Here is a 13,016-nt window from a genome sequence, read left to right as displayed (position 1 = left end):
TCTAATTATCCAGATTGAGCGACTGTGCAAGATCATCGCCCATTGCATCGTCACCATCAGCAGCGCGCGGCTTGAGGCCGAACTGTACCAGCAAAGGTGCTGCGATAAAGATCGAAGAATAGGTTGCCACGATGATGCCCACGCTCAATGCCAGTGCAAACATGCGGATATCTGCTCCACCAAACATATAGAGCGGAATATGCGCAATGAAAGTCACAAAGGCTGTCGGCAATGTACGCGACAAGGTCTGATTGATGGAGGCATCAATAATTGCGGGCAGCGGCGCACTGTTATAGCGCTTCAAGTTTTCACGCACGCGGTCATAAATCACGATGGTATCATTCAGCGAGTAACCGATGATTGTCAGAACCGCCGCAACACTCCAAAGATTGAATTCCATACGGAAGACAATGAAGACACCCGCCAGAATGATGACGTCGTGCAGCGTCGAAAGAACAGCGCCAAGCGCCAGCTGCCAACGGAACCTGATCCAGACATAGACGAAGATACCGGCAAGCGACAGGAACAGCGCAAGAAGACCTGCCTGTGACAGCTGCTCCGAAACGGTTGGCCCGACAACCTCGACACGCTGGAACGAGTAGTCCTGCTCGAATTCACCGCGCAGCTTCACCGCAACGGTCTGTTCCGCATCGTCGCCCACTTCCTGGCTACCAATAAGGACAAGCGCAGAACGTGGGGATTTGACAGGCAGCACGCGCGCGCTCTCAATATTGAGTTCGCTCATGCGTTCTTCAATGTCAGCCAGATTGGCGTCACCGCTGCGCGCCTGCAATTCGACCATCGAACCACCACGGAAATCGATGCCGTAATTGATGCCGATATTGACGAAGAGAGCGACAACGATTGCTGAAGCCAGAACGGAAATGCCGAGGGTCACGAACTGAAGACGCATGAACGGAATATGCGTAACGGTCGGAACGAGCTTCAGTCGACGCTTCGGGATTTCTTTTGGCTTTGCCGTGCGCACCCACTGGGCGATCAGCAAACGCGTGAAGGTCAGCGTCGTGAATAGTGTTGTAAGGATACCGATTGTCACGGTGAGCGCAAAGCCATGTACCGGACCTGAGCCAAGCAGGAACAGAACGAGAGCTGCAATCATCGTAGTGAGGTTGGCGTCAACGATGGTCGAAAGCGCGCGATAGAAGCCAGATTCCATTGCCTGAACAACGGAATAGCCTTTGCGGCGATCTTCTCGCACACGTTCGTAAATCAGAATATTGGCATCAACGGCCATACCGATGATCAGCACCAGACCCGCAACGCTGGCAAGCGTTATCGATGCTCCAATCAGTGATATGATCGCTATCAGAATGATCATGTTGACGACAAGCGCCACCATGGCGATCACGCCGAGGATGCCATAGGACAGGATCATGAAGAGGCCGACTAGCAGCGCCGCCAGAAGTGCTGCGGATACCGCTGCACTTGCATAATCGTCACCCAGAGCCGAAGCGATGGTACGTTCTTCAAGAACCGAAACAGCCTTTGGCAATGCGCCCGAACGCAGAACGACGGCCATGTTATTGGCTGCCTGCAGATCAAAGCCGCCAGAAATTTCAAGCTCATTCGTGTCTAGCTGTCCGTCTACGACAGGCGCTGAAACAACCTGATTATCGATGACAATTGCGAAGCTCTTGCCAGCGGCCTGAGCGGTCGCAGCAGCGAGACTGCTGCGCCCCTTCTCGTCCAGCGTCAGCGTAATGACTGGTTCATTATCGTCTTCGGCAAGGGTTGCTTTTGCATCGGTGACATCTTCACCGGTAAAAATTGGCTCGTTCTTGACGAGATAGCCGACTGGTGGATCGTCATAGGAATAGACCACCGCGCTGTCAGCTGGTGGTTCTCCGCGGATCGCATCGTCGGGAGACATGCTGTCATCAACCGAACGGAACGAGAGATTGCCACGAATACTGAGAATATCTTTCAGAAGCTGGGCGTCATAAAGGCCCGGGACTTCAACGCGAATCCGATTACGGCCCTCTTCCTCGACGATAGGGCTGCCGTAGCCAAGTTCTTCCAGACGCTGCCGCATAATGTCTTTAGTGCGATCAAGATCGCCACTGGCAGCATTCTGCACCTGAAGGACGAGTCGAGAACCACCCGAAAGATCAAGGCCGAGTGCGACCTGCTTTGTGGGCAAAAATCCGGGCAGATTTGCCAGTGTTTCACGCGAGAAAAAATTGGGCGACGCAATGATGAAGCTGGCAATGATTGCCAACCAGATCAGAGCCGATTTCCAACGTGAAAAATAAAGCATCGAGCAGCAAATCCGTTTCGGCTTGGGTAGATCGTGCTGGAGGAGTGCATTCGCGAACTGCCCTCCGGCTTTGTGAACGCGCCATATCCAAAGACAAGGCACATGCACGATAATGATCGAGCCCCGGTTATGGAAACCTTACCGGGGCTCGATTAGTCTGGTAAAAATTACTTGTTCTTGTTGTCGGCGACTGGTTCGCCCTTAACGCGCACTTCAGAAAGAGCGCTGCGCAGAACGCGGATCTTAACGCCTTCAGCGATTTCCACATCGAGTTCGCCGTCGTCATGGACCTTCTGGACCTTACCGACGATGCCGCCACCGGTCACAACCGTGTCGCCGCGACGAACTGCTGCCAGCATTTCCTGACGCTTCTTCATCTGGGTACGCTGAGGGCGGATGATGAGGAAATACATGATTACGAAAATCAGGACGAAAGGCAGGATGCTCATGAGCATGTCTGGTCCAGCGGCGCCGCCGGAGGCTTGTGCAAAAGCCGGTGTTACGAACATTAGGAACTCCTCTGAAGTCTCGAAGACAAATTCTTTACGGCATTACAATGGTTAGCGCGACAATTGCAACCGGCGAAGGCCCTACTGCGCCAAGGTCACACACTTTTCCCGCCTGCTGTGGCATGTTAAGCCCTGATCCTCACTATTTGAGGGCTTGGAATGACCACCGAAAATATACTCAGCCAGAAACTAGACCGCCTGATTGCTGCTTTGGAGCGCATCGCACCACCACAACCAGGCATACCTGATCTTGAAGCCGCTGACTGCTTCGTCTGGACACCGGAGCGACTGACACTTGATCCGGTCAAACGTGTTAATCGCGTCGATATAGCGCTCATTCGTGGCGTTGATTTGGTGCGTGACCAGCTTGTCGACAATACCCGCCGTTTTGCCAAAGGTTATCCGGCAAACAATGTCCTGCTCTGGGGCGCGCGCGGCATGGGCAAATCATCGCTCGTCAAGGCTGCTCAAGCCAGCGTCAACGCCGAACAGGCCGACAAACTGCCGCTCAAGCTCGTTGAAATCCACCGCGAAGATATCGACAGCCTGCCTGCCCTGATGAATATCATCAAGGAAACGGACTATCGCTTCATTCTGTTCTGCGATGATCTTTCGTTCGATCACGATGATACGTCCTATAAGTCGCTGAAAGCTGCACTTGAAGGTGGCGTTGAAGGCCGTCCAGACAACGTAATTTTCTATGCGACGTCCAATCGTCGTCATCTAATGCCGCGCGATATGATCGATAACGAGCGCTCGACTGCCGTTAATCCATCGGAAGCGATTGAAGAAAAGGTTTCGCTGTCTGACCGTTTTGGTCTGTGGCTTGGTTTCCATAAATGCAGTCAGGATGACTATCTGGCGATGGTTGACGGCTATGCCGCGCATTACAAGCTGGATTACGATCCGCAGGCGATGCACGCAGAGGCGCTGACCTGGTCAACCACGCGTGGCAATCGCTCAGGCCGTGTTGCCTGGCAGTATATTCAGGATCTCGCTGGTCGGATCGGCAAAGCGATTTAAAGCATTTCCAGCAAAATTGCGAAGCGGCTGTGTGTCGGATGATGCGTAAAAACAGGCAGTTATAGCCGGTCCAACGATTCATTCTTAACTGGAACCACTGTAACTGGAAGCATAAAGAAAAGGCGGGTCCGAGACCCGCCTTTTTTATTTACGCGATGCAATTCCGATCAGGATTCCAGATACTTGGACGGGTTGACCGGCGAAGAGTTCTTGCGCACTTCAAAGTGCAGCTTTGGCGACTTTGCGTTGCCGCTCATGCCAGACTTGGCGATATCTTCACCGCGACGAACCTTCTGACCGCGCTGCACGAGAATCTGGCTGTTGTGGCCGTAAACCGTAACCAGACCATTGTCGTGGCGGATAAGAACTGTCTGGCCGAATTCTTTCAGACCGTCACCTGCATAAATAACGACGCCGTTTTCAGCAGCCTTAACAGCGGTACCTTCCGGCACCATAATGTCGATGCCATCATTCACGGAAGTGCCGTCACGCTGACCGAAGCTTGCGAGAACGCGACCGCGAACTGGCCACCGCATCTGCGAGATACCGGTTGAAGATGGTGCAGCGGACTGATCCTTTTCTGCATCTTCAATGACCTTGTTGCTCGCCTGAGGCGGCGTGTAAGGCTTGACGTTCGATGCTGCGTCAGGTGCAACCGAAGCGGTCTGCACAGGTGCAGGAGCTGCAGGTTTCACTGGCTGAGGTGCAGCGGCTGCAACCTGCGTTGCCGCGCCTGCTGCCGATGGGATAGCCAGATTCTGACCGACACGGATTGCTCCGTTTGTCAGGCCATTTGCCTGCTTCAACTGTTCAACCGGTACGTTGTGCTTCTGTGCAATCGAGAAGAGCGAATCACCTGACTTAACCGTGTAACCACCACCAGCTGCAGCTGGCTGTGGAGCAGCGTTCGCGACTGGAGCAGGAGAAACAGTATGATTTGCGGCAGGCAGAGGGACGCCATTTGCGGTGGCTGGCAGCTGACCCAGAACCTGCGACTTCGCATTGGCAGCTGCATTATTTGCAGCACCGGCAGCACTGGCGACCTGAGTTCCGGCATTGTTAACGGCGCCATTCACGTGATTGGCGGCATTATTTTGTGCCTGATAAACCTGATTCTGTGCCTGCGTTGCAGCAGCCGCGACCGGTGCAGACGACACAGGAGGCAGGCTGTTACGCTGTACGGACCCACTCGAAACCGGCTGAGCCGCCGCCACTGGCGCAGATGCGTAAACATCGCCAGCAGGCTGTTGTTGCACAACACGCTGATTAGACGTGGAGCCTGTGTAAAGACCATCCGTGAAGCGCATTGTATCGGCGCTACACCCTGCACCAAAACCGGCAATGAGAACGATCGCTGCATTCCGCAGAAGACGTTCGGACGTATGCTGCAATATTGGAAAACGCATGTTCAACTCGCCCAACTCTAAAACTCACTTGGACTCATTAAAACGCGTTAATGTTACTCGCTGGTTAAGAATCGAGATTTCTTCGAAAAAATATTCACCAATTAAACACCATAAGCACACAAAAGTGCCACGGCATTGCCCGCAATGCTCCACAAACCCTGAGCTTATAAAGGATAAATACGCGGGCCACTTCCTCACAAAACGGAGGAAATGCCCTCGATAAACGGCTGATAACGAACAGGCATAATGTTTTCCTGCTCGAAACGGCTACCCACTTTTGCGATGCGCGTTACTATCTGCATACCATCGCCCGGCCCCACTGGCGCAACGAGAACACCATGCGTTGCCAGAAGCTCCACAAAATGGCGCGGTATATCCTCACAGGCCAGCCAGATCACGATACGATCAAATGGTCCACCCGGCATTCCGTGGCGACCATCCGCGTGCTTCACCATGATATTTTCGCGCTTGAGCGTCACGAATTGCTGCAAGGCTCGGTCGCAGAGCTTACGATAACGTTCAACCGTCGTCACGCGGCCAGAAAGCATAGACATAACGGCGGCTGTAAAGCCCGAACCTGTACCGATTTCCAGAACACGGTGTCCCGCTTCCAGATTGAGCGCAGAGATAACCCGCGCCTGATCGTCGATACCTTCAATATACTCACCGCAATCAAGCGGTGCGGTGCGCTGGCTGAAAGCAAGATGGGCCCATGAAGAGCCCATGAAGCTCTGTCGCGGGGTCGCTTCAATTGCCGCAAAGAGGCGGGCATCATTGATGCCACGCGCTCTCATACGCATTACGAAGGATGCAAATCCTTCCCTGTCCGAAAGCTGCGGGCGTTCAGACACAGCCTGATTCATGCTTCAACCCCAAGAGTCTTGCTCAATTCAGCGCGAACCTTCTGAGCTGTCAGGTCGAGATGCAGCGGCGTCACCGAGATGTAATCAGCGCGGATTGCGGCAATGTCGCTATCGCTGGCGACTTCTGCCTTGGTGCGACCGAACTGCAGCCAGAAATATGGGAAACCACGACCGTCGCGACGCTCATCGAGCCGTGCATCGTGGCTCAGCTTGCCCTGTGCAGTGACGCGTGTGCCTTTGACTTTATCCGGTGCGCAATTCGGGAAATTCAGATTGAGCAGGACGCCTTCTGGCCAACCAGCTTCAACCAGCTTCTTGATAAGCCCAGGTGCGTGAGCCTCCGCTGTTTCCCATGGCAGAATACGGCGACCATCTTCGTAGTCGTATTCCTGCGACAGCGCGATTGCCTTTACACCGAGAAGCGTGCCTTCCATCGCACCGGCGACCGTGCCTGAATAGGTTACGTCATCAGCCATATTGGCACCCGAATTTACACCCGACAGGATGAGGTCCGGCGCTTCTGGCAGAACATGGCGAACGCCCATGATAACGCAATCAGTCGGCGTGCCGCGCAGTGCAAAATGACGATCGTCAATCTTGCGCAGGCGCAGAGGCTCTGACAGCGTCAACGAGTGTGCAAGACCGCTCTGGTCAGTTTCAGGAGCGACGACCCAGACATCATCGGAGAGCTGGCGTGCGATACGCTCCAGAACTGCGAGGCCTTCAGCGTGGATACCATCATCGTTCGTCAGCAGAATTCGCACGTCGTCTCTCCTTCATTCACATCATTAATGTTTTAGTTCACGCGGCTTTCTCAATGCGCGTGAGGCCGCCCATGTATGGCTGCAATACTTCAGGAATATGAATGCTGCCGTCTTCCTGCTGATAATTTTCCATCACAGCAATCAGAGCGCGACCAACAGCAACACCCGAACCGTTGAGGGTATGAACAAAACGCGTGGCTTTCTCACCTTCCGGGCGATAGCGCGCGTTCATACGGCGGCCCTGGAAGTCGCCGCAGACCGAGCAGCTGGAAATTTCGCGATAAGCGTTCTGTCCAGGCATCCATACTTCGATGTCGTAAGTCTTCTGCGCGCCAAAGCCCATATCACCCGTACACAAAACAACAGTACGGAACGGAAGACCAAGGCGCTTGAGAACTTCTTCCGCACAGGCTGTCATGCGTTCATGTTCAGCAGCCGAGCTGTCTGCGTCAGTGACAGAAACCATCTCGACCTTCATGAATTGATGCTGGCGCAGCATTCCGCGGGTGTCTCGGCCTGCAGAACCCGCTTCCGAACGGAAGCAAGGTGTCAGCGCGGTATAACGCTGAGGCAGCGACTTGAGATCGACAATCTCGTCCGCAACCAGATTGGTCAACGGTACTTCCGCCGTTGGAATCAACCAACGACCATCCGTGGTGCGGAACAGGTCTTCCGAAAATTTCGGCAGCTGGCCTGTGCCATAAACGGCTTCGTCGCGCACCATCAGTGGCGGCATGGTTTCAGTATAGCCGTTTTCGGTGGTGTGCAGATCAAGCATGAACTGGCCAAGCGCACGTTCAAGACGGGCGAGCGGGCCTTTGAGAATCGTAAACCGCGCACCGGCGATCTTTGCCGCGCGCTCGAAATCCATGTAGCCAAGTGCTTCGCCCAGCTCATAATGTTCTTTTGGTTGGAACGAGAAATTACGCTGATTGCCAATGCGGCGGACTTCGACATTATCTGCCTCGTCCTTACCAAGCGGCACATCATCTGCTGGCACATTTGGCAGGCTCGAAAGCGCGTCGTTCAGTTCCTTGACCAGACGGCGTTCTGCTTCCTCAGCTTCGGCCAGAAAGGTCTTCAGCTCACCAACTTCAGCCTTGAGCTTTTCAGCAGTTGCCGCGTCCTTCTCGGCCATGGCTTTGCCAATTTCCTTGGAAGCCGCGTTGCGGCGTTCCTGCGCGGCCTGAACCTTACCGACGTGCTCACGACGCTTCTCGTCCAGCGCGATCAGTTCGGACGAGAGTGCCCCTGCTCCGCGCTTTGCAAGCGCCTTGTCGAGAGCTTCAGGGTTTTCGCGAATCCATTTGATATCGAGCATGGGAAAAGCCGTTTCATGAAATTTAACAAGAAGAGAGGCTGCGATCCCGCAGCCTCTGTTTAACATATGTCCGGATCAGGAAGTCGGAGCGCTATCTTCAGCATCAGGATCGCCTTCGGCTTCATCCTTAGCTTCTTCGCGCTGCTTCTCAATCATTCGAGCCAATATGATGGAAATCTCGTAGAGAAGGATCGTCGGTATGGCAAGACCGATCTGGCTTGCCGGATCCGGCGGTGTCAGAACCGCTGCCACCACAAAGGCAATGACGATTGCATACTTGCGTTTGTCTTTCAGGCCCGCTGACGTAATCAAGCCAACGCGTGCCATAAGGCTTGTAACGACCGGAAGCTGGAAAACGAGACCGAAAGCGAAAATGAGCGTCATGATGAGGCTCAGATATTCGGAAACCTTCGGCAGCAGCGAAATCTGCACTTCACCATTGCCGCCACTTTGCTGCATGGCCAGGAAGAACCACATCACCATCGGCGTGAAGAAGAAATAGACGAGCGCGCCACCAATCAGAAACAGGATCGGCGAAGCAATAAGGAACGGCAAAAATGCCATACGCTCGTGCTTATACAGGCCCGGCGCCACAAACTTGTAGATCTGTGCGGCGATGATCGGGAAAGCCAGCACAAGACCGCCAAACATCGCGACCTTGACCTGCGTGAAGAAGAATTCCTGCGGCGCGGTATAAATCAGCTCAGCCTTCGAGCGATCCATACCAGCCCAGTCGATAGCCCACTGGTAAGGCACCACGAGCATATTGAAGAGATGCTTTGCAAAGGCGAAGCAGATAACAAAAGCGACAAAAAACGCCAGAATCGCCCAAATCAGGCGGCGGCGCAGTTCGATCAGGTGTTCGAGCAGAGGAGCGGCGCTCTGTTCAATTTCGTCCTCGTCCCGTTTCACGCTTTGGTTCCTGTCTTTTCAGTCGTCTTTTTGGTGGTCTTTTTAGCAGCAGGCACTGCTGCTTTTGGCGTTGCGGGCTTTGCCGAAGCAGTTTTCTTCGGAGCCACTGCCTTTGCAACAGGCTCAACCTTGGCGGCAGCTCTAGGTTTTGCAGCCACTGCCTTAGCTTTGACAGGCTTGGATGCAGCCGGAACCTCTACTTCAACAGCTGGAGCAGCCTTCTTGCGCGGGGCTTTAGGCTTGGCTGCCTGTGCTTTTGGCGCAGGCTTTTCTGCAGGAGCTTCGACAGGGACCGTCGTACCATTCGCTTCGACAGGTGTCGTCACCTCGGCAACCTTTGCAGGCTCAGCAGGAGACATTGATGTCGTAGACTGGAGACCGGAACGAATATCTTCACCGGCGCTGCGAATCGGATCAAAAACCTGAGTAAGCTTCGAACGCGGATCAAGCTTGCGAGCTTCATCAACGATGTTTTTCACATCTTCAAGTTCAGCTTCCTTCAAAGCTTCGTTGAACTGATGCCGGAACTCGTTGGCGGTGCTGCGCATACGCGCTGTCGCCTTACCGAAAGCTCTGAGCATCTTCGGCAAATCCTTGGGACCAACGACCACAATCATCACGATTGCGATTATCAGCAGTTCAGACCAACCGATATCGAACATAATTTGATACTCCGCGCTTCTGACGCGCGCGTCCCGTCTTTCGGCGGAAAACCGCAATCCAGATTACAAATGCATCTCTGGTGAGAAAGCCCTGCAATCAACCTGTTATTATTGCGCATGATGGGTCCCGAAAACCGGCGTTCAACTCACGGGATCATGCTGTCATGACAAAACATGCTGCGCACCATATTGCACGCAGCAGCATCTAGATCACATCAGGACTTTGTCGTCTTCTTGACATCGTTGACGGTTTCATCCGCCCGCGCATCAATTGTACGTGCATCTGCCTTGGCGTCTTCCTTAGCAGCGTCTTCTTCAGACATGCCCTGCTTGAAGTTCTTGATGCCCTTGGCGACGTCGCCCATCAGTTCTGGAATTTTGCCACGGCCAAAAAGAAGCAGCACAACCGCGAGAACGATCAGCCAGTGCCAAATAGAAAAGCTACCCATTTCATTCCTCTCATCGCCGTTAGAGCACGGCCTATTCCTGTATTGCTGATTACGATTTAAGCGCTTTCAACAAATCTTTCAAACAGAAGTATGACTGTGAACCAAGATACAACGAATTTATTTGTTGTAGCTCAATTTTCTTATCAATCTCCGCGTGGTGCTAACAGTCCGAGCCCTTCAAGATCGATATCTTCGAGTGGCTCTTCCTCATCCGTCAATTCATCCGGATCAACATTTGGAACCGGAACCGAGAAACTGGATGGGATGCGGGCAGACAACAGCCCTGCCCCACGCAGTTCTTCCAATCCAGGCAGATCACGGATTTCCGGCAGACCGAAATGATCCAGAAACGTGTCCGTCGTGCCGTAAGTCACAGGGCGGCCAGGCGTGCGCCGACGTCCGCGCAATTTGATCCAGCCCGTCTCCATCAGCACATCAAGCGTCCCTTTGGAGGTTTCCACACCGCGAATATCTTCAAGTTCCGCGCGCGTCACCGGCTGATGATATGCAATGATTGCAAGCACTTCCATGGCAGCGCGCGAAAGTTTGCGCTGCTGCACCCTCTCGCGGCTCATAAGAAAGCCGAGATCAGGAGCGGTGCGAAAAGCCCATGCCGTGCCAACCTGAACGAGATGCACACCACGTCCCTCATACACCTTCTGCAGATGAGTAAGTGCTGCAGAAAGATCAGTCGCATTCGGCAGTCTCTCGGCTAAAGCACGCTCGGATACGGGCTCGGATGATGCAAAGATTATTGCTTCAACCATGCGAGCCAGCTCGGCCAAAGTTAGCGACGAAGCCGGATGCTGAGCATCGTCTTCATATTCATCCATTGCCGCTTCCGCTTCAGACATTGTCGCCCTCATCCAGTTCATTCAGTTCGCCCGACGCCCGCATATAGATTGGCGCGAAAGGCGCGTTCTGTCGCACCTCCAGCTTACCCTCACGAACAAGCTCCAGACTTGCGGCAAATGAGCTTGCCAAGGCTGACGCTCTCTCCTGTGGAGACAACGTATAATCAATAAGAAAGCGATCGAGGGAAACCCAGTCCCCGCTCACTCCCATCAATCTTACAAGAGCAACACGCGCCTCTCTCAACGACCATACCGCGCGCTTTTCAATCTGCACATGAGATACGGCTTGTCGCTGGCGTTGCGATGTATAAGCCGTCAACAGATCATAAAGTGAAGCAGCAAACTGGCTTGATCGATCGACGACGACCAGTTCAGGCATACCGCGGGCGAAAACGTCACTGCCCAAGCGGTTGCGATTTACAAGCTTTGCGGAAGCATCCCGCATCGCTTCGAGGCGCTTGAGACGAAATTGCAGCGAAGCAACCAGTTCTTCGCCTGTGGCACCATCATCATCCTGTTGCTTGGGAATAAGCAATCTGGATTTAAGGTAAGCCAGCCATGCGGCCATAACCAGATAGTCTGCTGCCAGCTCGAGCCGAAGCGCCTGTGCCTGTTCCACAAAACCGAGATACTGCTCGGCAAGTGCGAGAACAGAAATACGTGAAAGATCGACACGCTGATTGCGGGCCAGATGCAGCAGAAGATCAAGCGGGCCTTCAAACCCCTGCACGTCGATCAGCAGCGATGGTTCGCTCTCTGCACGCTCGGCTTCACCTTGCCACAAAGCATCCATCGGCACGTTAGCACCGTCTTTTCCGCCTGTGTTCGCTTCAGATTCAGCCACCCGCTCGTCCTGTTTGTAGATTCTGTCCGGCGCGTGAACAGCGCCGGCGTTTATAGTCTACCAAGTTTTGGCGGTTACGCCATCAGTTCGAACATTTGTCCAAACTCTTCGCGCAATTCCGCTTCATCGGAAAGATCAGGGTCGCCTGCATAAACTTCTGCAAGATCGGCACGTTTGCGCGACTTTCCGTCAAGGACGGGAACGCGAGCAGCAACTTTCACCAGCTCTTCCATAACGCCCGCGCAATAAAGAACGATGTCGCAACCGGCATTTGTGATGCCTTCAGCGATATCGCCCAGATCACCTGAAAGCGCCTTCATCGAAATGTCGTCGCTAATCACCAGACCATCGAACTGGATAACGTCACGGATAACCGTGTTAATGACCGTAGGCGACATAGTCGAAGGGCGTTCTGGATCGAGACTGTCAAAGATCACATGCGCCGTCATTGCCATTGGCAAGTCATTCAATGCCTTAAACGGCACAAAGTCGTGGGCTACCAGCTCGCTCAACGGCACACTAACGCGCGCCAGCTCCTTGTGCGTATCGCTGAATGCGCGGCCATGCCCCGGCATATGTTTCACCACAGGCAACACGCCACCAGCGAGAAGACCTTCTGCGGCAGCCCTTCCCATGGCCGCAACATTGTGCGGATTCTTGGAATAAGCGCGCGCGCCGATCACGTCATGAGCGCCCTCGATTGGAACATCGAGAACCGGCAGGCAATCGGCATTCACGCCGACCTTCAAAAGATCGAAAGCATGAAGGCGTGCATGAAGCCAAGCAGCACGAAGCCCTGCTTCGGGATCACGATCATAGATCGCACCAATTTGAGCTGCGGCTGGATAGTTAGGAACCAGTGGCGGACGAAGACGCTGAACACGACCACCTTCCTGATCAATGAAAACAGGCGTCTGAGGCCTGTCTGTCACTTCGCGCAACTGCGCAGTGAGCTCGGCAACCTGTTCAAGGCTTTCAACATTGCGCGCAAAGAGAATAAAACCCCAAGGCTTTTCATCCCGGAAAAAGGCCACCTCGTCCGGCGTCAACTTCGTTCCGGCTACACCAGCAATCCACGCCTTGCACTCTTTCATGCAGCATTCCTTCGATCTGTTCGTCGCCTTCAAATCA

At 53.8% G+C, this 13,016-nt stretch carries 13 protein-coding genes; 1 reads left to right on the top strand and 12 read right to left on the bottom strand.

Translation table 11 applies throughout. The features are described 5' to 3' along the window. Position 1: 1 nt before the first annotated feature. Both secDF and yajC read right to left on the bottom strand, forming a co-directional pair. Positions 2-2,278 carry a protein translocase subunit SecDF gene (secDF, locus tag CEV34_RS13525; protein ID WP_007874696.1) on the bottom strand — a complete coding sequence of 759 codons (2,277 nt, stop codon included), beginning with the start codon at positions 2,276-2,278 and terminating at the stop codon, positions 2-4. 167 nt (positions 2,279-2,445) lie between these two features. Continuing rightward, a complete protein-coding gene (yajC, locus tag CEV34_RS13520) occupies positions 2,446-2,787 on the bottom strand; it encodes a preprotein translocase subunit YajC (protein WP_007874694.1) in 342 nt (113 codons plus the stop codon). Between the two features lie 159 nt (positions 2,788-2,946). Here yajC and CEV34_RS13515 point away from each other — a divergent pair, with 159 nt between their 5' ends. Then, positions 2,947-3,810 carry an ATP-binding protein gene (locus CEV34_RS13515; RefSeq protein WP_007874692.1) on the top strand — a complete coding sequence of 288 codons (864 nt, stop codon included), beginning with the start codon at positions 2,947-2,949 and terminating at the stop codon, positions 3,808-3,810. Between the two features lie 167 nt (positions 3,811-3,977). On the opposite strand, the gene dipM is transcribed toward CEV34_RS13515, so the two are convergent. The 10 genes from dipM to nagZ all read right to left on the bottom strand — a co-directional run bounded on the left by dipM (position 3,978) and on the right by nagZ (position 12,979). Beyond that, on the bottom strand, positions 3,978-5,231 hold the full coding sequence (gene dipM / locus CEV34_RS13510; protein WP_039859693.1) for a cell division endopeptidase DipM: 1,254 nt from the start codon (positions 5,229-5,231) through the stop codon (positions 3,978-3,980). A 179-nt stretch (positions 5,232-5,410) separates the two neighbouring features. Further along, complete coding sequence (locus tag CEV34_RS13505; protein ID WP_007874689.1) at positions 5,411-6,079, bottom strand: protein-L-isoaspartate(D-aspartate) O-methyltransferase; 669 nt, start codon at positions 6,077-6,079, stop codon at positions 5,411-5,413. Beyond that, positions 6,076-6,843 carry a 5'/3'-nucleotidase SurE gene (gene surE, locus CEV34_RS13500; RefSeq protein WP_007874687.1) on the bottom strand — a complete coding sequence of 256 codons (768 nt, stop codon included), beginning with the start codon at positions 6,841-6,843 and terminating at the stop codon, positions 6,076-6,078. The genes CEV34_RS13505 and surE overlap by 4 nt, the downstream gene beginning before the upstream one ends. Positions 6,844-6,880: 37 nt before the next feature. Further along, a complete protein-coding gene (gene serS, locus CEV34_RS13495) occupies positions 6,881-8,164 on the bottom strand; it encodes a serine--tRNA ligase (protein WP_007874682.1) in 1,284 nt (427 codons plus the stop codon). 75 nt (positions 8,165-8,239) lie between these two features. Beyond that, entirely contained in the window at positions 8,240-9,076 is an 837-nt protein-coding gene (gene tatC / locus CEV34_RS13490; RefSeq protein ID WP_007874680.1) for a twin-arginine translocase subunit TatC, read from the bottom strand. Then, positions 9,073-9,738: a Sec-independent protein translocase protein TatB gene (gene tatB / locus CEV34_RS13485; protein ID WP_007874679.1), complete on the bottom strand. Its 666-nt coding sequence runs from the start codon at positions 9,736-9,738 to the stop codon at positions 9,073-9,075. Before tatB ends, tatC begins: the two co-directional genes overlap by 4 nt. A gap of 215 nt (positions 9,739-9,953) precedes the next feature. Continuing rightward, positions 9,954-10,187: a twin-arginine translocase TatA/TatE family subunit gene (locus tag CEV34_RS13480; protein WP_064320511.1), complete on the bottom strand. Its 234-nt coding sequence runs from the start codon at positions 10,185-10,187 to the stop codon at positions 9,954-9,956. Positions 10,188-10,330: 143 nt separating this feature from the next. Beyond that, positions 10,331-11,041, bottom strand: coding sequence for an SMC-Scp complex subunit ScpB (scpB, locus tag CEV34_RS13475; protein WP_007874677.1), 711 nt, complete (start codon positions 11,039-11,041; stop codon positions 10,331-10,333). Then, positions 11,034-11,885: a segregation and condensation protein A gene (locus tag CEV34_RS13470; RefSeq protein ID WP_007874676.1), complete on the bottom strand. Its 852-nt coding sequence runs from the start codon at positions 11,883-11,885 to the stop codon at positions 11,034-11,036. Before CEV34_RS13470 ends, scpB begins: the two co-directional genes overlap by 8 nt. Before the next feature lie 74 nt (positions 11,886-11,959). Beyond that, positions 11,960-12,979: a beta-N-acetylhexosaminidase gene (gene nagZ, locus CEV34_RS13465; protein WP_007874675.1), complete on the bottom strand. Its 1,020-nt coding sequence runs from the start codon at positions 12,977-12,979 to the stop codon at positions 11,960-11,962. Positions 12,980-13,016: the final 37 nt, after the last annotated feature.

Origin of the sequence: Brucella pseudogrignonensis (genome assembly GCF_002252525.1) — a bacterium.
Classification (GTDB): Bacteria; Pseudomonadota; Alphaproteobacteria; order Rhizobiales; family Rhizobiaceae; genus Brucella; species Brucella pseudogrignonensis.
This window is presented reverse-complemented; position numbering and strand designations above follow the sequence as displayed.